This window comes from Agrobacterium sp. 22-221-1 (assembly GCF_053522445.1).
Window position 1 is genome coordinate 1 of record NZ_JBNWCL010000019.1, and the last position, 23,197, is coordinate 23,197.

General features: G+C 60.1%; 20 protein-coding genes and 1 tRNA gene. 12 read left to right on the forward strand and 9 right to left on the reverse strand.

What is annotated here, in order from left to right:
* Positions 1-225: 225 nt before the first annotated feature.
* Both ACQZ5N_RS21825 and ACQZ5N_RS21830 read right to left on the reverse strand, forming a co-directional pair.
* Positions 226-723, reverse strand: coding sequence for a CAP domain-containing protein (locus ACQZ5N_RS21825; RefSeq protein WP_448734105.1), 498 nt, complete (start codon positions 721-723; stop codon positions 226-228).
* 1 nt (position 724) lies between these two features.
* A complete protein-coding gene (locus ACQZ5N_RS21830) occupies positions 725-991 on the reverse strand; it encodes a DUF6460 domain-containing protein (protein ID WP_003493739.1) in 267 nt (88 codons plus the stop codon).
* A gap of 168 nt (positions 992-1,159) precedes the next feature.
* Here ACQZ5N_RS21830 and ACQZ5N_RS21835 point away from each other — a divergent pair, with 168 nt between their 5' ends.
* The 3 genes from ACQZ5N_RS21835 to ACQZ5N_RS21845 all read left to right on the forward strand — a co-directional run bounded on the left by ACQZ5N_RS21835 (position 1,160) and on the right by ACQZ5N_RS21845 (position 3,562).
* Positions 1,160-2,101 carry a methyltransferase domain-containing protein gene (locus tag ACQZ5N_RS21835; protein WP_448734106.1) on the forward strand — a complete coding sequence of 314 codons (942 nt, stop codon included), beginning with the start codon at positions 1,160-1,162 and terminating at the stop codon, positions 2,099-2,101.
* Between the two features lie 134 nt (positions 2,102-2,235).
* Positions 2,236-2,847, forward strand: coding sequence for a YitT family protein (locus ACQZ5N_RS21840; RefSeq protein WP_448734135.1), 612 nt, complete (start codon positions 2,236-2,238; stop codon positions 2,845-2,847).
* A gap of 73 nt (positions 2,848-2,920) precedes the next feature.
* Positions 2,921-3,562, forward strand: coding sequence for a YitT family protein (locus ACQZ5N_RS21845; RefSeq protein WP_269828233.1), 642 nt, complete (start codon positions 2,921-2,923; stop codon positions 3,560-3,562).
* A gap of 26 nt (positions 3,563-3,588) precedes the next feature.
* Here the strand turns inward: ACQZ5N_RS21845 and ACQZ5N_RS21850 are convergent, their stop codons facing one another.
* Together ACQZ5N_RS21850 and ACQZ5N_RS21855 are read right to left on the reverse strand one after the other, a co-directional pair.
* Positions 3,589-4,050 carry a carboxymuconolactone decarboxylase family protein gene (locus ACQZ5N_RS21850; RefSeq protein ID WP_448734107.1) on the reverse strand — a complete coding sequence of 154 codons (462 nt, stop codon included), beginning with the start codon at positions 4,048-4,050 and terminating at the stop codon, positions 3,589-3,591.
* Positions 4,051-4,147: 97 nt separating this feature from the next.
* Positions 4,148-4,651, reverse strand: a complete 504-nt coding sequence (locus ACQZ5N_RS21855; protein ID WP_059760503.1) for an RrF2 family transcriptional regulator — start codon at positions 4,649-4,651, stop codon at positions 4,148-4,150.
* 121 nt (positions 4,652-4,772) lie between these two features.
* Here ACQZ5N_RS21855 and ACQZ5N_RS21860 point away from each other — a divergent pair, with 121 nt between their 5' ends.
* Both ACQZ5N_RS21860 and pdeM read left to right on the forward strand, forming a co-directional pair.
* A complete protein-coding gene (locus tag ACQZ5N_RS21860) occupies positions 4,773-7,292 on the forward strand; it encodes a ligase-associated DNA damage response DEXH box helicase (protein ID WP_448734108.1) in 2,520 nt (839 codons plus the stop codon).
* A 34-nt stretch (positions 7,293-7,326) separates the two neighbouring features.
* The gene (pdeM, locus tag ACQZ5N_RS21865; RefSeq protein WP_448734109.1) at positions 7,327-8,055 is read left to right on the forward strand and encodes a ligase-associated DNA damage response endonuclease PdeM; all 729 of its coding nucleotides are present in this window, start codon (positions 7,327-7,329) and stop codon (positions 8,053-8,055) included.
* A 49-nt stretch (positions 8,056-8,104) separates the two neighbouring features.
* Here the strand turns inward: pdeM and ACQZ5N_RS21870 are convergent, their stop codons facing one another.
* The 4 genes from ACQZ5N_RS21870 to podJ all read right to left on the reverse strand — a co-directional run bounded on the left by ACQZ5N_RS21870 (position 8,105) and on the right by podJ (position 14,453).
* Positions 8,105-8,542 (reverse strand): universal stress protein, encoded by a 438-nt coding sequence (locus ACQZ5N_RS21870; protein WP_003522788.1) that lies wholly within the window; start codon positions 8,540-8,542, stop codon positions 8,105-8,107.
* 159 nt (positions 8,543-8,701) lie between these two features.
* Positions 8,702-9,529, reverse strand: coding sequence for a TIGR02186 family protein (locus ACQZ5N_RS21875; RefSeq protein ID WP_035265149.1), 828 nt, complete (start codon positions 9,527-9,529; stop codon positions 8,702-8,704).
* Complete coding sequence (locus ACQZ5N_RS21880; RefSeq protein WP_003522786.1) at positions 9,526-10,452, reverse strand: sulfite exporter TauE/SafE family protein; 927 nt, start codon at positions 10,450-10,452, stop codon at positions 9,526-9,528. Before ACQZ5N_RS21880 ends, ACQZ5N_RS21875 begins: the two co-directional genes overlap by 4 nt.
* A 263-nt stretch (positions 10,453-10,715) precedes the next feature.
* Positions 10,716-14,453: a cell division protein PodJ gene (podJ, locus tag ACQZ5N_RS21885; protein WP_448734110.1), complete on the reverse strand. Its 3,738-nt coding sequence runs from the start codon at positions 14,451-14,453 to the stop codon at positions 10,716-10,718.
* Between the two features lie 377 nt (positions 14,454-14,830).
* Between podJ and ACQZ5N_RS21890 the strand changes: the two genes are divergently transcribed.
* The 6 genes from ACQZ5N_RS21890 to ACQZ5N_RS21915 all read left to right on the forward strand — a co-directional run bounded on the left by ACQZ5N_RS21890 (position 14,831) and on the right by ACQZ5N_RS21915 (position 22,452).
* Positions 14,831-16,627 carry an acyl-CoA dehydrogenase C-terminal domain-containing protein gene (locus ACQZ5N_RS21890; protein ID WP_448734111.1) on the forward strand — a complete coding sequence of 599 codons (1,797 nt, stop codon included), beginning with the start codon at positions 14,831-14,833 and terminating at the stop codon, positions 16,625-16,627.
* A 37-nt stretch (positions 16,628-16,664) separates the two neighbouring features.
* On the forward strand, positions 16,665-17,873 hold the full coding sequence (locus tag ACQZ5N_RS21895) for an acetyl-CoA C-acetyltransferase (RefSeq protein WP_448734112.1): 1,209 nt from the start codon (positions 16,665-16,667) through the stop codon (positions 17,871-17,873).
* Positions 17,874-18,017: 144 nt separating this feature from the next.
* Positions 18,018-20,234: a 3-hydroxyacyl-CoA dehydrogenase NAD-binding domain-containing protein gene (locus ACQZ5N_RS21900; RefSeq protein WP_448734113.1), complete on the forward strand. Its 2,217-nt coding sequence runs from the start codon at positions 18,018-18,020 to the stop codon at positions 20,232-20,234.
* Between the two features lie 155 nt (positions 20,235-20,389).
* Complete coding sequence (locus tag ACQZ5N_RS21905; protein WP_448734114.1) at positions 20,390-20,815, forward strand: hypothetical protein; 426 nt, start codon at positions 20,390-20,392, stop codon at positions 20,813-20,815.
* A gap of 242 nt (positions 20,816-21,057) precedes the next feature.
* Positions 21,058-21,133 (forward strand) — tRNA-Phe (locus ACQZ5N_RS21910).
* A gap of 143 nt (positions 21,134-21,276) precedes the next feature.
* The gene (locus tag ACQZ5N_RS21915) at positions 21,277-22,452 is read left to right on the forward strand and encodes a Shedu immune nuclease family protein (RefSeq protein WP_448734115.1); all 1,176 of its coding nucleotides are present in this window, start codon (positions 21,277-21,279) and stop codon (positions 22,450-22,452) included.
* Between the two features lie 34 nt (positions 22,453-22,486).
* Here ACQZ5N_RS21915 and ACQZ5N_RS21920 read toward each other — a convergent pair whose 3' ends face one another.
* Complete coding sequence (locus ACQZ5N_RS21920) at positions 22,487-22,822, reverse strand: helix-turn-helix domain-containing protein (protein WP_448734116.1); 336 nt, start codon at positions 22,820-22,822, stop codon at positions 22,487-22,489.
* Positions 22,823-22,948: 126 nt separating this feature from the next.
* Between ACQZ5N_RS21920 and ACQZ5N_RS21925 the strand changes: the two genes are divergently transcribed.
* Complete coding sequence (locus ACQZ5N_RS21925) at positions 22,949-23,185, forward strand: hypothetical protein (RefSeq protein WP_448734117.1); 237 nt, start codon at positions 22,949-22,951, stop codon at positions 23,183-23,185.
* Positions 23,186-23,197: the final 12 nt, after the last annotated feature.

Sequence of the window (23,197 nt, forward strand, 5' to 3'; positions counted from 1 at the left end):
CGCAACCGTGCGAAAGCTCATCACAATCCTCAACGCAATCGCTCGATCAGACCCGGCATTCGCACAGTAGATCCACGGTTGCTTGTCCCGAGCATCTGCAACCGATTGATTTTATTGGACCTGATTAGATCCTCGGCACAGGGCCGAGGATGACGTCGAGTATGGAGGGAGCCGGCGGAATGGCGAAAAATATGAGTGTTTTCCGCCCAAAACCCCACCACTATCTCAGGCGCAGAGCACCATCGCCCAATAGGGTCGGTTGCGGCTGGCCGCGTCATAGGCGACAGCGACGCCGAGGCCGTTATAGGGCCCGAGCATGTTTTCAAGGTGATGTTGTGAGCCGATCCAGGCCTTCACCACCCGCTCGACGCTGTCCTGCCCGGCGGCCACGTTTTCCGCTGCCGGAAGCGGCACATTGCCGTCTTTCATGCGGATCAGGAAACTGTCGGTCAGGCCGATCAGATGCGCCATCTTCTGCGCCTTGACCATGCGGCCGGCCTGATAGGCGGCAGCACCGCTTGCCGCGCCATTGATGGCAAGCGGCGAAAGCCCCTTGGAGCGGCGCAGATCGTTGACCATGGGAAGGGCCGCCGCCGTCTCGTCGCGGGTGCCGGAGGGCATGCCCTTGTTGGTGGGCATGGAAACGCAGGCGGAAAGAACGGAGCCGGCGGAAAGCAACACGAAGCCGCGCCGTGAAAGCATTTGAAACGTGGAGTGGGTCATGTCAGCGGCGGTAGCTCAGGAGGCGCAGGATGATGAAAACCGGAATGACGATCGTTGCCCCGAGGATCAGATAGTCGCCGATTGCGCCCAGCGCATGGAAGCCGCTGCGCCAGAGATCGACCACGAAATCGCGCGCGCCGTAGATGATGTTCCATGGCGTCAATCCGAAGATCGCCATCAGAAAGCCGACGAGCAATGAAACCACCAGCAGCTTCACCACGGTCCGGGCCACCGTGTCACCCAGCATTTTGTTGACCTCACCGGCCATCAGCACGTCTCCTGTTTTGTCCTGACATATGAAGCACGACGCTTCGATGCAAGTTTCGGCGCACTATATCGCGTCAAATTCGCCAATTCCACGAGGCCGCCATGAAATAGGACTTGAGTTTTTTTATGGCTTGATAAATGACAGCCGACATCTTCTCAGGAATCTTGAATGGCCCCAAACCAGTTTTCTTCCGGTGACGTCATTGCCGACCGCCGGGCGGACTATGCCCGCATGCTGGCGGAGAGCGGTGACTTTCCCGCCGCCGCCGAACTCATGGAACAGGCGCTGGAGCTTGCGCCGCGGTGGACAGCGGGCTGGTTTCGCTTCGGGGAATATCACGAAAAAGCGGGCGAAACGGAAAAAGCCGTGGCGGCCTACGGGAAAGTCGCCGAGCTGGACACCGAAGGACTGTTTGCAGCCGAGCTGAAACTCGCGGTTCTCGGCGCCGCCGAAACGCCCGAGCAACCGCCGAGCCGCTATGTGGAAGGGCTCTTCGACGATTATGCCGACCGTTTCGAAACCTCGCTTGTGGAAAAGCTGGATTACAGCGTGCCGCAAAAGCTGGCGGAACTGATCGGCAAGGCGGCGGGAAGCGGCGCGTTCGACACCATTGTCGATATTGGCTGCGGCACCGGTCTCCTTGGCGTTGAAATCCGCACCTTCGCAAACCGGCTGGAAGGTTTCGATATTTCCCAGAACATGCTGGCCAAGGCGGAGGAAAAGGGGCTTTACGATCATCTCGACCAGGCCGATCTTTCGCTGGAGCCGGAGGCCTCGGGGCTCTTCACCCCCACGCTAGCGCAGCACCGCGCCGGCCTTGTGGCCGCCGCCGATGTGATGATGTATCTCGGCAGTCTCGAAACCGTCATGCCGCTCGTTTCCGCCCTGCTTTCGCCTTCAGGCTTTTTCGCCTTTTCGGTGGAGGATGCGGGGGAGGAAGACGGTTTCGTGCTGCGGGAATCCCTTCGTTACGCCCATTCGAAGAGCTACGTGACCGAGCTTCTTGAGCGGACGGGCTTTTCCCTCATCGAAATCCGCAAAACCACCATTCGCAAGGATGCCGGAAAACCCCTTTCCGGCATTCTTTTTCTTGCCCGCGCCAAAGCCTGAACATTCCGTTTCTTGCCATTTTCGCGATAGGTCAGGCTTCCTTACGTATCCATCTTGCTCAGATGTTTTTTGCAGTGCAAAATATGCCTGAAGCTGAGGAAAAAAGCGTGAGCAGAACGAGAAGCGTTTACGGCATGTGGAGTTCCGATCCGGCCAAACATGCGCCGGTGGAAGACGTGCAGGGCATCGTCACCGGCGCCATCGTGTCGGCGCTCGGCTTTTATCTTCTGAACAAGGTCGGCCTTCTGACCGGCGGCACCGCCGGCGTCGCCTTTCTCCTGCATTATGCCTTCGGCATCAGCTTCGGCCTCCTGTTCTTCCTCGTCAATCTGCCGTTTTATTACCTGTCCTTCCGTCGCCTCGGTCTTGCCTTTTCCTTCAAGACCTTCATCGCCATTGGCCTTGTTTCGGTGCTGACGGAAGTGGAAGCGCGCTGGATGGTGATCGACAGCATCAACCCGCTCTGGGCGGCCCTGCTCGGCGGTCTGTTGCTGGGTTACGGCTTGCTGGCGCTTTATCGTCACCGCGCCAGCCTCGGCGGCATCGGCATTCTCGCCATCTATATTCAGGATCGCTTCGGCATCCGCGCTGGTCTCATCCAGCTGGCCTTCGATGCCTTCGTGATGCTCTGCGCCTTCCTCATCATCGATCCGGCCACGGTTGTCTATTCGATTGTCGGCGCTTTCGTGCTCAACATGTTTCTGGCCATCAATCACCGCTCGGACAGATACATCGTTGTGCGTTGAGCGAAGCACGCTTGAAATCCATCGCGCTTTTGCGCAATAGCTCGACAGAGGCCGGAAAATCAGGGGAACAGGCATGGTCGATACGACTGCACGCAAGCGCTTGAATATCTGGGCTTCCGCGCCCGATCGTCATTCGCTGCTGGAGGATGCCCAGGGCGTTCTGGCCGGCAGCATGCTCGTCTCGCTCGGTGTGACACTGCTTTCTGCCGCGGGCCTGCTCACCGGTGGCACCGTCGGCCTTGCCTTTCTGGCGCATTATTCTACCGGCTTCAGCTTCGGCGCGGTGTTCTTCCTCGTCAATCTGCCGTTTTATTATCTCGCCTTCCGTCGCCTCGGCCTTGCCTTCACGGTCAAGACCTTCTGCGCCATCGCCATGACGGCGCTGCTGTCGGAATATATGCCCGGCTTTTTCGCATTTCAGAGCATCAATCCGGTTGCCGCCGCACTTTTCGGCGGGCTGACGGTTGCGGCCGGCATGCTGGCGCTGTTTCGCCACCGCACCAGCCTCGGCGGTTTCGGCATTTTGGCGCTTTATCTGCAGGATCGTTTCGGCTGGCGCGCGGGCCTCGTGCAGCTCGCCTTCGACGGCATGGTGCTGGCCTGCTCGTTTTTCGTGGCCACACCTTTCGTCATCATCTGCTCCGTCCTCGGTGCGCTGGTCATGAACCTCACGCTTGCCATCAATCACAGGAACGACCGCTACATCGCCATGTAGCGGCCGCCCGTTTCGGGTTTAAGAGGTCACGCCGCCTTCGCAGCCGCATCGACCGGATGCTGCGAGCGGAAACCGACGGCAATGCGGTTCCAGGTGTTGATCGCGCCGATGGCGACGGTGATCTTCACGATCTCCTCATCGGAAAAATGCGCCTTCAGCGCCTCGAAGGCGTCATCCGGGGCGCCGGTTTCGGCAATCTTCGTCACCGCGTCCACCCAGCCGAGCAGCGCCCGTTCCTGCTGGGTATAAACGGGGGATTCCCGCCACACGCTCATCAGGTTGATCCATTGTTCGGAAAGCCCGTCATGGCGGCTTTCCTTCACATGCATGTCCACACAGAAAGCGCAGCCGTTGATGATTGAGGCACGCAGCTTGATGAGGTGAACGAAGCGGCGCTCTAGCCCGCTGCCCTGAACGTAATTTTCCAGAGCCATGACGGCCTTGAAGGCTTCGGGCGATGCTTTGGCATAATTAACACGGGTTTTCATGGGTCTCTCCATTGGTTGGGTCTGTTTGAAGTCATGCGTCATCGGTCCGGAAAGCTGTCGGGCTGACCGGCATTGGGTTGGTTAAGGTTTGGCTGTATCAGCGCGTCGCTGCTTTACGCTCGTTCAGCTCCAGAAAGGCGCAGCCTCGCGCGGCAATCCCGCCATCGTCATTGGCGGCAAGATCGCCCAGAATGTCGGCGATGGTGGTTTTGGCGAGTTCGGCCCGATAGGCCTTCTCCGCTTTCAGCATCGCGGCATTGATGCCGCAGGGCTTGGTGAAATAACGCCCCGGCAAGGGGTTCGGCCCGCGCTGGCGGATTTCGGCGCAGCGGAAGGCAGGCTGTGGGCCTTCGACGGCCAGCACGATATCGAGCAGGGTGATCCTGTCGGTCGCCCGGGCCAGACGGTAACCGCCCTTCGGCCCCGGCACGGTGGCGACAATCCCGGCATTGGACAGCGACTGGAGATGCTTCAGCAGATAGCTGGTGGAAACGCCGTGAAATTCGGCCAGCGCCGCTGCAGACAGCACGCCGCCTTCGGAAAGCCCCGCCAGCATGCCCACGCTGTGAATGGCCTGTTCCACGCCGTCGCCGAGTTTCATCCGACTTGTCCCTGTGCGGTTCGTTTCAGTATCGTGGATAAAATTTATCCGCGATTATGCTTTCTGTCAAGCGGTCCCGTTCCGCCCTTCTTTTTTGCAGGTTTTTCACTACCTTGAAGACGTGAAACACACCGAGTCTCCCATTTCCGGCACCCATGTCGGCACTTTGCCCCTTCCATTCCAGAAATGGTTTGCCGAAAAAGGGTGGTCTCCGCGCGCGCATCAATTGGAGCTGATGGCACGGGCGCGCGGCGGCGAGAACATGCTGCTGATCGCGCCGACGGGCGCCGGCAAGACGCTGGGCGGCTTCATGGCCTCGCTCACCGCTCTGGCGGAACGCGGCAAGGTGCCGCCGGGCTCCGGCTTCGTCGGCGTGCACACGCTCTATATCTCGCCGCTCAAGGCGTTGGCGGTGGATATCGAACGCAACCTCACCAGACCCGTCTCCGAAATGGGCCTGCCGATTTCCATTGAGACCCGCACCGGCGATACGCCGCAGGGCAAACGCCAGCGCCAGAAGGTGAAGCCGCCAGACATTCTGCTGACGACACCGGAACAGGTCTCCCTTCTGCTCGCCAACAAGGAGGCCGAGCGCTTTTTCCGTGACCTGAAATATGTGGTGCTCGACGAGTTGCATTCGCTCGTCACCTCCAAACGCGGCCATCTGCTGTCGCTGGCGCTCGCCCGGGTGCGCCGGCACGCACCCGATGTGCGCTTCATCGGCCTTTCGGCCACGGTGGCGGAGCCGATGGATTTGCGCCGTTACCTCGCACCGCAGGGGCAGGATGAGCCGCCCGCCGGTCTCATCACCGTCGAGGGTGGGGCAAAGCCGGATATCTCCATCCTGAGCACTGAAGAGCGCATCCCATGGTCCGGCCATTCGGCACGTTACGCCATGAAGGATTTGTACGCCGCGCTGAAGGACCATCAGACGACGCTGATCTTCGTCAACACCCGTTCGCAGGCGGAGCTGATCTTTCAGGAACTCTGGACCATCAATGACGACAATCTGCCGATTGCGCTGCATCATGGCTCGCTGGATGCCGGCCAGCGCCGCAGGGTGGAAGCGGCCATGGCGGAAAACAAATTGCGCGCCGTCGTCGCCACCTCCACGCTCGATCTCGGCATAGACTGGGGCGATGTCGACCTCGTCGTGCATGTCGGCGCGCCGAAGGGCGCAAGCCGCCTTGCCCAGCGCATCGGCCGCGCCAATCATCGCATGGATGAGCCGTCAAAGGCGATCCTCGTTCCCGCCAACCGTTTCGAGGTGATGGAGTGCCGCGCCGCACTGGATGCCAATTATATCGGCGCGCAGGATACGCCGCCGATTGCCGAGGGCGCGCTCGATGTTCTTGCCCAGCATGTGCTCGGCATGGCCTGCGCCGAGCCCTTCGATGCGGATGATCTCTATCGTGAAGTGACCAGCGCTTCGCCCTATGCCGACCTGCCGCGGACTACCTTCGATAGGGTGGTGGATTTCACCGCGACCGGCGGTTATGCGCTGCGCACCTATGAGCGTTACGCCCGCATCCGCCAGATGAAGGACGGTCGCTGGCGCGTCTCCAATCCGGCGGTCGCGCAGCAATATCGCCTGAACCTCGGCACCATCGTCGAGGCGGCGGAACTCAATGTCCGCATGGTCAAGCGCAATGCCAAGGGCACGGTCGGGCGCGGCGGCATGTCGCTCGGCAAAGTCGAGGAATATTTCCTCGAACAGCTGGTGCAGGGCGATACCTTCCTCTTCGCCGGCAAGGTGTTGCGTTTCGAAGGTATCCGCGAGAATGAATGCTTGGTCTCGCAGGCCTTCTCCATGGACCCGAAGATACCCTCCTATGCCGGCGGCAAGTTTCCGCTCTCCACCTATCTCGCGGATCAGGTGCGCTCCATGCTGGCAGACCCGGCGCGCTGGCATGCCCTGCCGGATCAGGTGCGCGACTGGCTGGCGATCCAGAAGGAAAAGTCGATCATTCCCGAGCGCGACGAGCTGCTGGTGGAGACCTTCCCCTTCCGCAAGCGCTTCTTCATGGTCATGTATCCCTTCGAGGGACGCTTGGCACACCAGACGCTCGGCATGCTTTTGACGCGACGGCTGGAACGCGCGGGCGCCAAGCCGATGGGTTTCGTCGCCACCGATTATTCGCTCGCCATCTGGGCCATGGAAGATATCGGCAGGCGGCTGAAATCCCGCCGCCTGTCGCTTGCAGACCTGCTGGACGAGGACATGCTGGGCGACGATCTGGAGGCGTGGCTGGACGAATCCTTCATGCTGAAGCGTACCTTCCGCAATTGCGCCGTCATTTCCGGGCTGATCGAGCGCCGCCATCCGGGCAAGGAAAAGACCGGCAGACAGGTCACCGTCTCCGCCGATCTTATTTATGACGTTCTTCGCAGCCATGAGCCGGATCATATCCTGCTGGAAGCGACGCGGCGCGATGCCGCGGCGGGACTTTTGGACATTGGCCGTCTTGGCGATATGCTGAGGCGAATCAAGGGTCACACAACCCATCGCGCGCTGGAACATGTCTCGCCGCTTGCCGTTCCCGTCATGCTGGAAATCGGCCGCGAGACGGTGGCGGGCGAGGCGATGGACGATGTGCTGGCCGAGGCCGCCGACGAGCTGGTCGCCGAGGCCATGTCCTGAAACATCTGAGCGGAATGAAGGAACAAAGGCAAAAGTGCTAAGCCGGCTGACATTGAGCGACAGGTTTTCCAATGGCTTCGAATGCCTCGGCAGCGAAACCGCCATCAATGGCGTCGCCGCCTGGTGCGATCCTTTGGGTGGGCTTTACCTGCCGGACCTGTCGCTGCTTGTCGTCTCCGACCTGCATCTGGAAAAAGGCGCGGCGTTCGCCCGGCGCGGACGTATGCTGCCGCCTTACGACACCATCGCCACGCTTAAAATCCTCTCCTCCCTCGTCAACCGTTACGATCCGAAGATCGTCGTCAGCCTTGGCGATAATTTCCACGACCGCGTCGGTTCCGAGCACCTGCCGCTGCCGTTGCGCGAGCTCATCCGCGACATGGCCCGTGGCCGCGAATGGATATGGATCAACGGCAATCACGATCCCGACGGCACGGTCGATCTGCCGGGCTCTTCGGTGGACGAAATGTTTTACGGCACTCTCGTCTTCCGCCACGAGCCGAAACCGGGCGATGCCGCCGGCGAAATCGCCGGGCACCTGCATCCCTCCGCCACGGTCCGCCGCCGCGAAAAGACGGTGCGGCGGCCTTGTTTCGCCACCGATGGTTCGCGTCTGTTGATGCCGGCGTTCGGGGTGATGAGCGGCGGGCTGGATTTGCGGCACAAGGCCATGCGCGGCCTGTTCGATCATGCCGCTCTCGTCGCGCATCTGATGGGGAGGGACCGCATCTATTCGGTGCGGTTTTCAAATCTTCTCGACTGAGCGTATTTTCCGGACGTAAAACCGCTTACGCAGCTTTACTGGAAATGCTCTATTGCCGGTAGACCAGCACCGGTATCTTCGAATTCTTCAGCACCTTGGCCGTGACGCTGCCGAGCAGCATTTCCACGAAGCTCCTGCGCCGGTGCGAGGCCATGGCGATGAGATCGCAGCCGCTCCTGTTGGCGGCTTCGATGATCGCCTCGTCGGGCCTTCCCGCCCGCGCCAGCAGCGCTTCGCAATCCAGCCCCATGGAAGTGGCCTGCGCCTGCGTATCCCTCAGCAGATGTTCCGCTTCCTCGCAGCGGTGGAATTCTTCTTCGGCAATCGCGGCAATGTCCTCGACATCGCTGGCAATCACGTGAAAGGGTTCCGATACCGTCACGACGGTCACCTTTGCGCCTGCCTCTTTGGCGAGAGCGAACCCTTGGTCGATTGCGATCTGCGCCAGCGGCGAGCCATCGGTGGGAATGAGAATGTGCTTGAACATGACATTTCTCCTTTTCATCCCGGTCACAACCGCACATGCCGCCTTGAGCTGCATGTATGATTGTAACGCCTTGAATTTTACTGCAAACCGATGGCGGAAGCGAATGCTATCTTTGCCGACAAGGACGGCAGACGCTCTCTTTTGCGGGATGAAAACCGATCAGTCCTTGCGGAAGATGATACTGGCGCCCCAGCCGGTCACGACGGCAAGCAGAACGCAGAGCGCGCCATAGGCAAGCGGCGTCTGATGCGCGGCGTCGGTGATCGCCTGCTCCATGCCCGTCTTGACGACGCGCAGTTTCAGTTCGCGCTGGGCGATGAATTTGCCGCTCTTGAAGAGATAGGCGCGTGCGGTGTGCACGCCGTTCGGCACGTTGGCGGGCAGGCGCAGGGTCGCCCAGAACAGGCCGGTGCGTTCCAGCCGCACCCCGGTCGTGTCGTTGCGATAGATGCCGCTGGAAAGCTTCAGACGCCGATAGGCTTCCTGAAAATCGAAGACATTGTCGGGTACGCCGGAGAAGACCGCGCTTTTCAGTGACAGATGGTCGACGCCAAGCCCCATGGCGCGGAGCGTTCCGGGCGAGGCGACATCGCTGATATTGCGCGTGCTGGCCATGGAATACGATTCCGGCAGCGGCGTGAAGGTGATGGCGCTGGTATTGATCCAGATGCCCGCCACACGCTCCTTCTTGCGCACGGTCATATAGTCGCTCGGTCCCTCGAGCGTCACGACAATATCATATTGCCCGATGGCGAGCAGCAACTGGTCGGTATTGTTCAGCGCGCCGAAAAGCGTGAAATCCGCGCCGCGAAAATCGGAAGCAATGGGAATTTCAGTCGTCGATGCACCGATTTCGATATTTTCCAGCAGGGATCGCTGCTGCGGGCCGGGGGGCAGGGCAAGCGGCGGCGTCTGGGCCGAAGCGGTCTGCCCGAAGGTGAGACATGAGGCCAGCGCAAGGGCGGCAAGCAGCAAATGGCGGGTCAATAACCTAACCCCCCGACGGCCACCGAAAACAGGTCTTCCGGGCGCACCACCAGCGATACCGCAAGGCGAAGCGCAACAGCGAGAACGAGAAGCGCAAGCAGGGCGCGCAGCTGTTCGCCGCGCAGTTTCTGGCCGACGCGCACGCCATATTGCGCGCCGATGACGCCCGCCACCATCAGGATGAAGGCCAGCACCACATCGACGGAATAGTTGGTCGCCGCCTGAACCACGGTCGTATAGGCAGTTACGAAAATGATCTGGAACAGCGAGGTGCCGACAACTACGCTGGTGGGGATGCGTAAGAGATAGATCATCGCCGGCACCATGATGAAGCCGCCGCCCACACCCATGATCGAGGTGAGGATGCCGATGCCGAAACCCAGCGTGACGATGGGAATGATGCTGAGATAGATCTTCGATTTCTTGAATCGCATTTTCAGCGGCAGGCGGTGCACCCAGTTGTGATGGCCCGGCCGGCGCAGCGTCACGGTTTCGTTGCGGGCGGCGCGGCGGAGCGCCGAAATGCTTTCCTTCAGCATCAGCCCGCCGACGGTGCCGAGCAGGATGACATAGAGCAGCGAGACGATGAGATCGAGCTGGCCGATGCTGCGCAGGAAGGAGAATATCCACACGCCGACCGTCGCCCCGACCAGACCGCCCACAAGCAGCACGCTACCGAGCTTGACGTCGAGCGTGCCGCGCCGGAAATGCGTGATCGAGCCTGATACGGAGGAGGCGACCACCTGGTTTGCACCCGTCGCCACGGCCACCACAGGCGGAATATTGTAGAAGATCAGAAGCGGGGTAATCAGAAAGCCGCCGCCCACGCCGAACATGCCGGAAAGAAAACCGACGGCCGCGCCCATGCCGAGAATGATGAAAATATTCACCGACAGTTCTGCGATCGGCAGATAGACAGTCACGGCTCGGACCTCGGGCAAATGGTTCCGGGCGGCAGGGCTTGTCCGGGTGAGGGGGCCGCGCCGCGATTTACACTTTCTGTCTGAAAAGACCGGGCATGCCCAGCCTTCATCCGTCATGCCCGCGAGGGCCTGACCTGTCAACATTCAACGGTAAATACGTTGATAATTTGGAAAGATAGCGGCCGTGTGTCGGCAGCCGGCCACATTCCTGCGCCGGGCTGAGCGAAAGCGGCCTAGGGGCCGCTTCGCCGGTTCTCGAATGTTTATTTGTTGCGGGCGAGAAGCGCGGTCACCAGCTCGTTGGTAATGCGGCCGTCCGGCGTCTGGCCCACGGACTTCTGGAAGTCCTTGATGGCCGTCACGGTGTTCTTGCCGAGCTTGCCGTCAGGCTGGCCGGCATCGAAACCGTTCTTGTTCAGGATCGCCTGAATGTTGCGGATCGCCTTTTCCATGTCCACGGAAGCGGTTTTCACGCCTTCCTTGCCGGCCCATTCCTCGGGCGGGTTGACGCTGTTGGCATCTTCCGAAAGCGGCTTGACCTTCCAGGCGTCCACCTTGGCCTTTGCGCTCTGAAGCTGCTGCGGGTTCAAGGCCCCCGCCACTTCGTCGCGCTTCTGGGCGGCGTCGGCGTCACCATCCCTGGCGGCGATGGCGAACCACTTGTAGGATTCCTCGATGTCCTGCTTCACGCCGCTGCCGCGCGCATAGAGAATGGCGAGGTTGAACTGGCTGTCACGAACGCCGAGGTCGGAAGCCTTGATGAACCATTGTGCGGCGGCGGCGAAATCCGGCTGACCGGCCGCATCGGAAGCGAGCAGGACGGCGAGATTGTGCATGGCGCCCGCATTGCCCTGTTCCGCGGCCAGCGTGTAATAGCGCTTGGCTTCGGGAAGGTTGCGTTCGACGCCGTTCGCCTTCTCGTAGAGATTGGCGAGACGATATTGCGCGGGTGCAAGACCACGATCAGCGGCCAGCTTGTACCATTTTGCCGCCTCGGTGCGGTCGGCGGCAACGCCGCGGCCATCGGTGTAGCGGGCTGCGATCTCGAACAGCGCCTGCGTGTCGCCCCTGGCGGCCGCTTCGGCAAGCGATGCCGGCTCGATGCCGGCGGGAACGGTGATGGCGTCCTGGGCGGGAACAGCCGTGGCTGCGACCTGTGCCGGAGCCGAAGGTTCGTTCTGCGCGACGGTGCCGGAATTTGCCGCATCCACGGCAGGAACCTCGGCAACCGGCGGCTCGTCAGGCAGCGGTGCGCCGCCGACGGTGCGGGGATCGATGATGTTTTCCGCCGGTGCGGCGTTTTCGATGCTGTCGGCGGATGCGGCCTGTTCCGGATCGATGGCGAGATCGGACGGAATGGTCACGGCCTTGTCGCCCGCTTCGGGAAGCGCGGAAACCGGGCCACTGTCCTGCTTCTGCTCGATGACCGGAGCCGGGGCTTCCGCGCCGCCGATCAGCGTCTTGACGAGCGGCATGGCCATCATCGCCAGAAGAATGGCGCCGATGCCGAGCAGCAGCGGGCGGCGATAGCGCGAAAGCCCCGATGCCTCGGCCTTGCGGCCCTTCTTGCCGGTATCGAGCTTCTCCGGCGATGTTTCCATGGCGGCGGCCTGCGCCGCACGACGGGCGGCGGCAATGAAATCCGTCCGTCCTTCGGCGTCTGCGGCCTTGCCGCTGGCGGCCACCTGGCTGGCGCGCACGCGCTCGAGGATTTTCTTGATATCAGGCGCACCCGAACCTGGCTCCAGAAGTTCGTTCTCCTGACCTGCCGGCAGAACGTCGATCGGATCGAGCGACGGGGCGGGCTCGACCTGCGTGCGGGCGGAGGAAGAGGCCGATACGGGTTCTTCTGCGGCTTTGACGGTCTTTGCCGTACCCGTCTTGAAACGCTTCGTCAGGCCGGCAAGCAGGCTCTTTTTTTCCGCCTTCGCGGGCTTTGCCGCAGCGGGAGGCACGATGGCATCCCCATCTTTCCCGTCGGCGTCGAGAATGGCCTGTTCTTCGGCGATATAACCCTCTTCCGGGAAGATGGCGGCCGGCATGGACACATCTTCGTGCGCAGGGGCCGACACAGGCTTCGCGACGTTGCGGGGCGCGGCCTCTTCGCGGTAGACGGGGGCATTGTCGAGGTTATCCAGCCGGCCGGCGATCTGCACCAGCGTCTCATGCAGCGCTTCGAATGTGCGGTGCGTGCGCTCTTCGGTGTTGCGGCTCAAGGCTTCGAGATTGCGCAGATCGGTCGCAAGATCGGTCAGCATGGTCATGTCGGCGAGGTTTGCGCCGGCCGAGAGATTGTTACGGGTATAGGCGTCCAGAACGGCCTCGGCCGCCTGCCGGGCTGCCTCGATGATATATTCGTCGTTGGACGCCATGTAGTCTTCGATGGCCGCCATGCGGGCATCGAGTTCAGGCGGCATGCCCGCGGCCTGCATCTGCACCGGCTGGCTGATCAGCGTCGAGAGATGGGCGATCTGGTTTTCGAGGCTTGCCAGCGCGTGGCTGTCGGCGGGCGCGGCATGGGCGGTCTCGTCGAGACGGGCGGCAATATTGCCAAGCCGCTCTTCCAGACGCGAGAAGGCGCTTTCGCTGAGGCCCGATGCCGGCTGCGGCTGGCTGTAACGATAGTCTAGGTCCTCGATCCGGCGCGAGAGCGTATCGAGCCGCTCTGCCAGACCGTCATTGACGGCGCCGTGATCCAGCGCATCGATCTTGCGGGAAATGTCGCTGAGGAAAGACGTCAGCTCCGCCTGTTGCGAGGGGCGTTGCGAACGCTCCAGAAGCAGGGAAAGCTGGTCCAGCCGCTCATGCAACTGGGCGGCGTCGCGGGCGGTGCTGAGTTCGTCGATCTTGCCCGCCAGCGCTTCAAGACGGGCGGTCAGGTCCAGCGCCGGTTCAGGTTTTGCGGCGGCAAGGCGGTTGATGTCACCGAGCTGTTCGGCAAGGCCGTTCAGCCGGGTTTCCAGACGCTGCGCCAGCGCATTGTCCGTTGCCTGCGCATTGGCGCGCGTGCCGGTTGCGGCAATGGCGCGGCTGATTTCGTCCAGCCGCTGGTCGAGACCGGAAAACTGTTCGGTAAAGGCCGCCTCGTTCGGCTGCATGTGCTTGCCGAGCTGCTCCACGGCGCTGGCAATGGCGATCAGCTTGTCTTCGAGCACGCGCACGGCCGGATTGTTGCTCATGCCGCCGAGCTGCGTCTTGATGTCGTCGAGACGATAGGCGAGCGAAACGATCTCATCCTGCAACGCGCTGGCGTCGAAACCGCGCAGCGTGTCTTCCACATTGTTCCAGCGGCTTTCGATCCGGTGCACGCTGTCTTCGCGCGCAAGCTGATCGATCGTCAGGCGCAGGTCCTCGAATTCGTTGCGCAGCCCGTAGGCATCCGGAGACGCCAGATTGCCGAGCTGGTCGATGCTGCCGGCCAGCCGCGCGATATCGTCGCGCAGATCGCCGATGAACTGCTGGTCTTCCGCCACCGCGCGAATATTGCGGATCTCTGTGCGCAGGCCTTGCGCTTCGCGGGCAACGCCCTCGGCAATGTCGTGCTTCAGCTCATGCCGCAGATTGACGAGCGCCTGGGCGATTTCCTGCAGGGCCGCGTCATTGCGCTGCGGTTCCTGATAGGGCGGGATGGAACGCGCGCGCGGTGCGGGAGCGGCGGCCTGCTGCGCATCCCTCGGCCGGTATTCCGGTGCAAGCGGTCTGGTAATCGTTCGTTCCGGGCGGGCGGCGGGTTCCTGCGGGCGCTGGAAGCTCGCCTCGAGGAGACGCTGGCGCTGGCGGATTTCGTTGACGGGATCGAGCTGCGGCGGCGTGACGGCGGCACGCGCGGCATAAGCCTCGCTTTTCGCTTCGGGCTGAGCGCTCGCGGCCCGGGGGTCGCGCGGGAACTTCTGGCTCATCAGCCCTTCGATACGGGCTTCAAGGCCTTCAATGGTGCGATTGAGCGCATCAAGAGACGATCTGTCGCTTGGCTGTTGGGTTTTCGATCGCAATCCGTTCATCTTTTCGCTCGCTTCGCTTCCGCCCGCCGTGCCCGGTTATCTGTCGCGACGTTGCCTGTCTGGACACGCCGTCGCCGCAACATGCAGCAATCCTAGAGCCGGTATTCGCCCCCGTTGAGGAAAATGCGCCGGAGTACGAAGCAGTTACCTCTGTCGGGAGAATTCACGAAACGTGGTAAAGAAGTGGTTAACTATGGTCGGAATTTTTTAACTTTTGCGGCAGGCGACAGCCCTGCGCCGGGCCGGACGTCCATTCCGCGAAAAAGGAGAAGGGATATTCCGCTGAAATTTATTTGACGTTTACGCGCACGTCAAATATTGTCATCCCATATCGGCCGGATTATCGCCGGCGCCCACGATGCGGAGGAACATCGGTAATGCCTGTTTACAAGGCCCCAGTTAAAGACACGCTTTTTATCCTGAACGACGTTCTCGGCCTGGAGCGGTATAACAACCTGCCCGGCTTCGAGGATGCAACCCCCGACATGATCGAGGCCATTACCGGTGAAGCCGCAAAGCTTGCCGAAGAGCGGCTTTTCCCGCTCAACCTTTCCGGCGACAGCCAAGGCTGCAAACGCGCCGATGACGGTTCGGTTTCCGTGCCGGATGGTTTCAAGGATGCCTATGACGCCTATTGCGAAGGCGGCTGGATCGGCCTTGCCGTTCCGCCGGAATTCGGCGGGCAGGGGCTGCCCTATACGCTGCACGCCGCCATCGGCGAATATATGTCGTCGGCCAACCTGTCGCTGATGATGTATCCCGGCCTGACGCAGGGTGCGATTGCCGCCATTCTGGTGCATGGCACGCAGGAGCAGAAGGACACCTACCTGCCGAAGATGGTGGAAGGCACATGGTCCGGCACCATGAACCTCACCGAGCCCCATTGCGGCACCGATCTCGGCATGCTGCGCACCAAGGCTGTGCCGCAGGCTGACGGCAGCTACAAAATTTCCGGCCAGAAAATCTTCATCTCCGCCGGCGAACATTCCATGACGAACAATATCGTTCATCTGGTAATTGCCCGCATCGAAGGCGCACCGGAAGGCACCAAGGGCATTTCGCTCTTCATCGTACCGAAGTTCCTCGTGAAGGAAGACGGCACGCCGGGCGAGCGCAACGGCGTCACCTGCGGTGCCATCGAACACAAGATGGGCATTCACGGCAACGCCACCTGCGTCATGAATTATGACGATGCGACCGGTTATCTTCTGGGCGCTGAGAACAAGGGCCTTTCGGCCATGTTCGTGATGATGAACGAAGCCCGCCTCGGCGTTGGCCTGCAGGGTCTTTCCGTTGGCGAGATCGCCTACCAGAACGCGGTTGAATATGCCCGTGAGCGCATTCAGGGCCGCTCGCTTTCGGGTGCGAAATTCCCCGACAGGAAGGCCGACCCGATCATCGTGCATCCCGATATCCGTCGCACGCTGATGACCATCAAGGCCTATAACGAGGCCGGCCGCGCCTTCCTGCTTTGGACCGCGCTGCAATCCGACATCGCCCACCGCGCCACTGACGAAAAACAGCGGCAGGCGGCGGACGACCTGCTTGGCCTCGTCACGCCGATTCTGAAAGGTGTGCTGACCGATAAGGGCTTCGACCATGCGGTGATGGCGCAGCAGGTCTTCGGCGGTCACGGCTACATCGAGGAACATGGCATGAGCCAATATGTCCGCGATGCGCGTATCACCATGATCTATGAGGGTGCCAACGGCATTCAGGCGCTCGATCTGGTCGGCCGCAAGCTCGGCATGAATGGCGGCCGTGCCGTCATTGCGCTGTTCAAGGAAATCGGCGATTTCTGCGAGGAAAACCGCGCCGATGAAAAACTCAGCCTTTACACCAAGGGTCTGAAGAAGGGCTTGAACGACCTGCAGGCCGCAACCATGTGGTTCATGCAGAACGCCATGGCGAAACCCGACAATGCCGGTGCCGGCTCGACGGACTATATGCATCTCTTCGGTATCGTGGTGCTGGGCTACATGCAGGCGCGCATGGCGAAAGCCGCCAGCGAAGCGCTTGCAGCAGGCAGCGCTTCGGACGAGGATTACCTCAAGACCAAGCTTGTCACGGCGAAGTTTTATATGGAGCGCATCATGCCGGAAACGGCGCTGCGCAAGGCCCGCATCGAAACCGGCGCGGACACCATGATGGAACTGGCTGCGGAAGCATTCTGATGAGGCTGGCGTTTCTGACGCCGCAGGGAGAGAAACAATGACCGACGTATTTATCTACGACCATGTCCGCACCCCGCGCGGACGCGGCAAGAAGGATGGCAGCCTGCATGAGGTGCCTTCCGTTCGCCTTGCCGCCAAGACGCTGGAAGCCATCCGCGACCGCAATGGACTTGATACATCCACGGTAGACGACATCATCATGGGCTGCGTCGATCCCGTCATGGATGCCGGTGCGGTGATCCCCAAGGCCGCCGCTTTCGAGGCCGGTTATTCCAACAGGGCGCCGGGCATGCAGATCTCGCGCTTCTGCGCCTCGGGTCTCGATGCCATCAACTTCGCAGCCGGCAAGGTCAAGGCGGGATCTGACGATATCGTCATCGCCGGCGGCGTCGAAAGCATGTCGCGCGTCGGCATGGGCATGTCTGGCGGTGCCTGGTACATGGACCCTTCCGTGAACTTCCCGGCCTTCTTCATGCCACAGGGCGTGTCGGCCGATCTCATCGCCACAAAGTATGGTTTCTCCCGTGACGATGTCGACGCCTATGCCGTCGAAAGCCAGAAGCGTGCGGCGCATGCCTGGGAAAAGGGCTATTTCAACAAGTCGGTTATTCCGGTGAAGGACTCAAACGGCCTGACGATCCTCGACCGTGACGAGCACATGCGCCCCGGCACGGACATGCAGGCGCTCGCCTCGCTCAACCCTTCCTTCCAGATGCCGGGTGAAATGGGCGGCTTCGAAGCCGTCGGCATCATGGCGCACCCGGAAGTGGAGCGGATCAATTACGTGCACCACGCCGGCAATTCGTCCGGCATCGTCGATGGCGCGGCCGCCGTGCTGGTTGGCTCGAAGGCGGGCGGCGAGGCGATGGGCATCAAGCCCCGCGCCCGCATCAAGGCTTTCGCCAATATCGGCTCCGATCCGGCGCTGATGCTCACCGGCCCGGTGGATGTGACCGAAAAGCTCCTGAAAAAGACCGGCATGAAGCTTGCCGATATCGATCTTTTCGAACTCAACGAAGCCTTCGCCGCCGTGGTCCTGCGTTACATGCAGGCCTTCGACATCGATCACGATCGGATGAACGTCAATGGCGGCGCCATCGCCATGGGCCATCCGCTGGGTGCAACCGGCGCGATGATCCTCGGCACGGTGCTGGATGAGCTGGAGCGGCGCGATCTGAACACCGCGCTCGTCACGCTCTGCATCGGCGCTGGCATGGGCACGGCGACGGTTATCGAGCGGGTTTGAGGCAGCGGTAACAACCCCCGCTTCCGTCATCCTCGGGCTTGACCCGAGGATCCACGCCGAGGTGCTGGATGGTCGGGTCAAGCCCGACCATGACGGGAAGGAGGAGTTAGACGCGTCAGGAAATTCAGGGAAGAGGAATCCCAAATGAGCACTTACACCAATTTCACCATCGAGACGGACGCAGACGGTATCGCCCTCGTCACCTGGGACATGCCAGAAAAATCCATGAACGTCTTCACATCAGAGGTGATGGACGAGCTGAACGCCATTGTTGACGCGACTGTCGCCGATAGCGCCGTCAAGGGCGTTGTCTTCACGTCAGGCAAGAGCACCTTTTCCGGCGGCGCCGATCTTTCGATGATCAAGTCGATGTTCTCCTTCTACAATGATGAGAAGACGAAGAACCCGGATCAGGCGGCGGCAAAGCTTTTCGAACTGGTCGGCCGCATGACGGGCCTGTTCCGCAAGATCGAGACCAACGGCAAGCCCTGGGTTTCCGCCATCAACGGCACCTGCATGGGCGGCGCGTTTGAGCTGTCGCTTGCCTGCCACGGCCGGGTCGCCTCCAGCGCCAAGAACCTCAAGATCGCCCTGCCGGAAGTCAAGGTCGGCATTTTCCCCGGCGCCGGCGGCACCCAGCGCGTGCCGCGCCTGACGGATGCGCAATCGGCATTGCAGATGATGACCACCGGCCAGTCGCTGACCGGCGCGCGCGCCAAGGCCATGGGTCTGGTGCATCAGGTGGTGGAGCCGGATCAGCTGGTCTCCACTGCGAAGCAGATGATCAAGGACGGCCTGAAACCGGTCGCCCCCTGGGATGAAAAGGGCTTCAAGGCCCCCGGCGGCGGCATCTGGACGCCTGCCGCAGCCCAGCTCTGGCCCGCAGCACCGGCAATCCTGCGCCGTGAAAGCGCCGGCAATTATCCGGCCGCACTCGCCATCCTCAAATGCGTCTATGAAGGCCTGCAATTGCCCTTCGATACCGCATTGAAGGTGGAGCAGCGTTATTTCACCGAAATCCTTCGCTCGAAGGAAGCCTTCGGCATGATCCGCTCGCTGTTCATTTCCATGCAGGAACTGGGCAAGGGCGCGCGCCGCCCGGCCGGCCAGCCGAAGACCGAGTTCAAGAAGATCGGCGTTGTCGGCGCGGGCTTCATGGGCGCTGCCGTCGCTTATGTCACCGCTGCCGCTGGCATCCCCGTTGTGCTGGTGGACCGCGATCAGGACGCCGCCGACAAGGGCAAGGGCCATTGCGAGGAAAGCGTCAAGGCCGCCATCGGCAAGGGCAGGCTGACGCAGGATGAGGCCAAGGCCCTGCTCGACCTCGTCACCCCGACGGCGGATTACAAGGCGCTCTCCGATGCCGATCTTGTCATCGAAGCCGTCTTCGAAGACCGCGACGTGAAAAAAGCCGTCATCGAAGCCGTGGAAGCCGTCTTGCCGCAGGGCGCGATCTTCGCCTCCAACACCTCCACTTTGCCGATCACCGGCCTTGCGAAGAACTCGAAGCGCCCGACGGATTTCATCGGCATCCACTTCTTCTCGCCGGTCGAGAAGATGATGCTGACGGAAGTGATCCTCGGCAAGGAAACCGGCGACAAGGCGCTCGCCGTCGCGCTTGACTATGTGGCGAAGATCAAGAAGACCCCGATCGTGGTCAACGATACGCGCGGCTTCTTCGTCAATCGCTGCGTGCTGCGCTACATGGCGGAAAGCTACGATATGCTGATCGAAGGCGTACCCGCCGCCATGATCGAAAATGCCGCGAAATTCGCCGGCATGCCGGTCGGCCCGCTGGCGCTGAATGATGAGGTGGCGATCGATCTTTCCTACAAGATTCTGAAAGCCACAGTCGCCGATCTCGGCGAAAAGGCCGTCGATCCGCGCCATATGGAGCTGGTGAAGACGCTGGTGGAAGGCGAGGGCCGTTTCGGCCGCAAGAACGCCAAGGGCTTTTACGACTATCCGCCAAAGCCCGCCAAGAAGTCCCTTTGGCCCGGCCTGAAGGACCTCTATCCGCAGCAGAAGCCTGAAGCGGTGGATATGGAGGTGCTGAAACAGCGCTTCCTCGTCACCGTGGCGCTGGAAGCCGCCCGCACGGTGGAAGAAGGCATCGTCACCGATCCGCGTGAGGCGGATGTCGGCTCCATCCTCGGTTTCGGCTTCGCGCCCTATACCGGCGGTGCGCTGTCCTACATCGACGGCATGGGCGTGAAGAACTTCGTCGCACTCGCCGAAAAGCTCAGCGAGACCTACGGCCCACGCTTCAAGCCGACGCCGTTGCTGAAGGACATGGCCGCCAAGGGCGAGACCTTCTACGGTCGCTTCGATCCCTATGCCAGCGCCGCCAAGGCGGCCTGAGGCTTCAAGAGAGACATTGAACAGGCCCTTCGGGGCCTGTTTTATTATGCCCGTCTCCCTGCTTTCCGTGCATCCTTTGCCGGGCTGAGGCGTTGAAAAGGCTGACCGGGCAAAAGCGCCCGCCGCCGCAATTCAGCACGCCTCAGGAGACAGCGATGAAAGCACCACTGCGATCCCACGGTTTCGACAAGCCCTCAGATCTTGACGACCATCTGGCCGAACTGGACGAGGAGGCCGTGGAGAAGAAGGCTGCAAAACCCGCTGCTGCCCGAAGGGTGCGGGCCTCCGCCCCGCCGGAATCATCCTTGCGGGCGGAACTGGAAGACCTGCGCAAACAGCTCGAAAAGATTCGCCGCGACGTAAAACGGCTGGAAGCCGCCGCCAATCCGTCGCACCACAAAACCGCCGATGCCCGGCATGAGCGCGATCGCGAGAATTCGCGCCTGATGACGGTGGTGCGCTCCGTTGCCGTCACCTCGCTGGCAAGCCGCATCTTCGCCTCCTCGCCCGTCATGGCGGCGCTGGTGGCCGTTGTGCCCATCGCGCTTGGCCTTGCCGCACGGCGCAATGAGGGGGCATAAGCCGCCACCCGCTGCGCCGCCGCCCGCTGGCCCGGCGGCGGATGCCCGAGAGCGGGTTTTCCGCCGCAATCCGGCCTTCGCCGGGCATAGATTTCAACCATCCACAGGCGCCGTGAAAAAACTGTCAAAAAACTTCGCGATGGCGCTTGCCATGTCCGAACAAGATGTTATAACCCCGCTCACTTTCGGGGCACCAAACAGCCCCGCCCGCCAAAAGCGGAGGTTCTTCAAGGACCTGAAGTGCCCGGATAGCTCAGTTGGTAGAGCAGCGGATTGAAAATCCGCGTGTCGGTGGTTCAAATCCGCCTCCGGGCACCATTTCTCATCAAATGAGTTTTGTTATGGTGCGGGTGCTCGATGGTAGCGCCCTCAATGTCAGATTAAAAATTTAATACTATCGACCTGTGTATAGCAAGTGAAGCAATGTCGCTTAATTCGCAAATATGCTGCATAATCTTTGCATGACAGATGATGCTGAATATCACTGGAAGAAGCAGTCGGACCGCACCTACATAAGTCGTAGGATAGTCCCTGGGAACAACGAACCTTCGATGCGAATTGCTTCCAAGGTTTTCGATGTAGACGGAGGCTATGTCTACGCTAGGGAACATGATGAACTTGTCTTGCGAAAGACGTTTTCAGGTAGGCATGAGATAGTCGTTAAATTTACCGAAGACGACAGGCAAATATTCACCTTAACTATTCAGAAATTCAATAAAACTTCTGGGCCATCTGATAAGTATCACTTTTCATTCGTTGGCGAAGAAATAGACAATCTTATTGAATTCTTGCTCAACATTAAGAATTTCCATTTTCCAGATACTGGAAAGGTGAACATTTCAGATAGTGATCTGAGGCAGATAATTATTGATGAGGATCAGGCTCGCCGTGTTTTTTTAGAAAATCGCGAAATGATAGAGCAATTGGTTCAAAGTGAAGAGTTGACAAGAGATATAGTGGCCCTCGGTTATCGGCGAAAACAGCTTGATGTTTTTGAGCGTCTACTAATCGATGCCGAGTATTTTGCAAAACAGCAATCGAGATTATGCACAACTGCTGAGGGACTTTGGCAAAAATTCTTTGAGAAGAATAACTGGATTTTCGGATATGGGTTATCCTTTTCATTTTTCTCTAACTTAGACGGGCGGGGATTAGAACAACCTGTTGTCGGACATTCTATCGCTACAGTCGGTAAACGGGCAGATGCTCTGCTAAAAACGCAAGCTTATGTGAGTGCCCTTTGTTACGTGGAAATTAAGAGGCACGACACGGCGCTTTTGGATTCAAAGGCCTATCGTTCAGGTGCGTGGAAACCTTCGGAGGAATTGTCGGGTGGAGTCGCCCAATCGCAAGCTACCGTCCAGGAAGCAATGGAACTGTATTCTCGAAAGGTTCAGCCGACAAATAGTGGTGGCGATCCCACAGGGGAGGTAGTCTTCAACTTTGAGCCGAAATCAGTGCTTGTTATAGGTAGTTTGAACGAGTTTCAAACCGACAACGGCCTCAATGAAAATAAGTATCGTTCATTTGAATTATTTCGCAAAAATCTACATCGCCCAGAGATTGTTACCTTTGATGAGCTTTTTCACCGAGCTAAATATATAGTGGAGCATAGCGGCAATCAGACGATTGATTGATTTGCGTATTCTTTTTCATTATTTGGTCCCGTGATTACGGCTTGCCAGTGAATGCCTCCAGCATGCGGGTGACACGCACAAGATCGTCCTCATTCATATGTGCCAGTGCGGCATTCACGCGGTGAAGCAGACGACCTCGTTCGCCCTCAGGTGCGATAACAGTACCGGAGCCAAAGAACGCGATGGCGGGGAGACCGAGGGCTTTTGCGATACTCTCGATGGTTTCAAACGAAGGCGAGGCGTCGCCTCGTTCCAGACGTCCCATCATCTCAATCGAAAGATCGGCTTTTTCCGCAAGGGCTTCCTGCGTCAGACCCAACGCTTTTCGGTGATGGCGAATATTGCTGCCGAAAATCTTTCTAAGTTCCAATCGCTACCCTCCGAACTGAAGGGACAGTCGTCTTTGCAACTGCGCGACTTAAGGCATTCCTATTGCTGAAAATCAGAAATATGCAATAATGATGCAGTATGTGGAATTTCTGTCGTGAGATTGCATATGTCCTATATTCACGCGGAGTATCTTTCGCTCATCGCATTCGGCGCGTTCGTGCTGATCGTCTTCTTGTGGGTGAAGTGGGAAAGTTGTGTACGGTCAATGTTCATTTCCGACGCGGAAATAACAAGAATGACCGACGAGCTGATTCAGGAACATGGCCAACGCGCCGAAGAAATAGCTTTTATCGAAGAAGACAGGTCGTGGCGATATTCCCGGAATTTCGAACAGGGCAAATGACGGCGGGTGCGC

Excerpts from the sequence above, each read along its gene's own strand:
- ACQZ5N_RS21825 (WP_448734105.1), bottom strand. The coding sequence starts at position 723 with ATGACCCACTCCACGTTTCAAATGCTTTCACGGCGCGGCTTCGTGTTG.
- ACQZ5N_RS21830 (WP_003493739.1), bottom strand. The coding sequence starts at position 991 with ATGGCCGGTGAGGTCAACAAAATGCTGGGTGACACGGTGGCCCGGACC.
- ACQZ5N_RS21835 (WP_448734106.1), top strand. The coding sequence starts at position 1,160 with ATGGCCCCAAACCAGTTTTCTTCCGGTGACGTCATTGCCGACCGCCGG.
- ACQZ5N_RS21840 (WP_448734135.1), top strand. The coding sequence starts at position 2,236 with ATGTGGAGTTCCGATCCGGCCAAACATGCGCCGGTGGAAGACGTGCAG.
- ACQZ5N_RS21845 (WP_269828233.1), top strand. The coding sequence starts at position 2,921 with ATGGTCGATACGACTGCACGCAAGCGCTTGAATATCTGGGCTTCCGCG.
- ACQZ5N_RS21850 (WP_448734107.1), bottom strand. The coding sequence starts at position 4,050 with ATGAAAACCCGTGTTAATTATGCCAAAGCATCGCCCGAAGCCTTCAAG.
- ACQZ5N_RS21855 (WP_059760503.1), bottom strand. The coding sequence starts at position 4,651 with ATGAAACTCGGCGACGGCGTGGAACAGGCCATTCACAGCGTGGGCATG.
- ACQZ5N_RS21870 (WP_003522788.1), bottom strand. The coding sequence starts at position 8,542 with ATGTTCAAGCACATTCTCATTCCCACCGATGGCTCGCCGCTGGCGCAG.
- podJ (WP_448734110.1), bottom strand. The coding sequence starts at position 14,453 with ATGAACGGATTGCGATCGAAAACCCAACAGCCAAGCGACAGATCGTCT.
- ACQZ5N_RS21890 (WP_448734111.1), top strand. The coding sequence starts at position 14,831 with ATGCCTGTTTACAAGGCCCCAGTTAAAGACACGCTTTTTATCCTGAAC.
- ACQZ5N_RS21895 (WP_448734112.1), top strand. The coding sequence starts at position 16,665 with ATGACCGACGTATTTATCTACGACCATGTCCGCACCCCGCGCGGACGC.
- ACQZ5N_RS21900 (WP_448734113.1), top strand. The coding sequence starts at position 18,018 with ATGAGCACTTACACCAATTTCACCATCGAGACGGACGCAGACGGTATC.
- ACQZ5N_RS21905 (WP_448734114.1), top strand. The coding sequence starts at position 20,390 with ATGAAAGCACCACTGCGATCCCACGGTTTCGACAAGCCCTCAGATCTT.
- ACQZ5N_RS21915 (WP_448734115.1), top strand. The coding sequence starts at position 21,277 with ATGACAGATGATGCTGAATATCACTGGAAGAAGCAGTCGGACCGCACC.
- ACQZ5N_RS21925 (WP_448734117.1), top strand. The coding sequence starts at position 22,949 with ATGTCCTATATTCACGCGGAGTATCTTTCGCTCATCGCATTCGGCGCG.